Source organism: Acetobacter malorum, from assembly GCF_001580615.1.
GTDB lineage: Bacteria > Pseudomonadota > Alphaproteobacteria > Acetobacterales > Acetobacteraceae > Acetobacter > Acetobacter malorum.
On sequence record NZ_LHZC01000008.1, the window covers coordinates 1 to 910 of the forward strand.

Consider the following 910-nt stretch of genomic DNA (forward strand, 5'->3'; position numbering starts at 1 on the left):
GCGTGCGGAAGAAGACCCGTCTTACCATGAGCGCAGCGTCATCGCCGTGATTGGCGATGGCTCCATCTCCGCCGGTATGGCGTATGAGGCCATGAATAACGCTGCCGTGGCAGGCCCCGGTGCGGAACGGCTGATCGTCATCCTCAACGATAACGAGATGTCCATCGCCCCGCCGGTCGGCGCGATGTCCAACTACCTCTCCCGCCTGATGTCCTCCCGCAAGTTTATGGGCCTGCGGGAACTGGCCGGGAAAGTCGTCAAGAAGCTCCCGGCTCCGGTGGAACGCACCGCCCGCAAGGCGGACGAATATGCCCGCGGCATGATTACCGGTGGCACGCTGTTTGAAGAGCTGGGCTTTTATTACGTCGGCCCTGTGGACGGGCATGACCTGCCGCAGCTGGTCGCCATCCTGCGCAACCTGCGCGATACGGATAACGGCCCCATCCTGCTGCATGTGATGACCGAAAAAGGTCATGGCTATCAACCTGCCGAGAAGGCCGGGGACAAGTATCACGCCGTCGCCAAGTTCAACGTCGTCACCGGTGAGCAGAAAAAAGGCCCCGCCGGACCGCCGTCCTACACTTCCGTGTTCGCACGCGAACTGGTGCGCCGGGCTGCAACCGACAACAAAATTGCCGCCATCACCGCCGCCATGCCGTCTGGCACCGGGCTCGATGCGTTCGCCAAGAACTACCCCGACCGCTTCTTTGATGTCGGCATTGCCGAGCAGCATGCGGTGACCTTTGCTGCGGGCATGGCGACCGAAGGCCTCCGCCCCTTTTGCGCCATCTACTCCTCCTTCCTGCAGCGCGCCTATGATCAGGTGATGCATGACGTGGTGCTGCAGAAGCTGCCGGTCCGCTTCGCCATTGACCGCGCCGGTCTGGTCGGCGCCGATGGGGCAACCCAT

Annotated in this window: 1 protein-coding gene; it reads left to right on the plus strand. The window is 62.7% G+C overall.

Going from position 1 to position 910, the window contains the following annotated elements:
* Positions 1-910, plus strand: a 910-nt coding sequence (locus tag AD930_RS00040; RefSeq protein ID WP_279615143.1) for a 1-deoxy-D-xylulose-5-phosphate synthase N-terminal domain-containing protein, incomplete at both ends; no start/stop codon positions are given.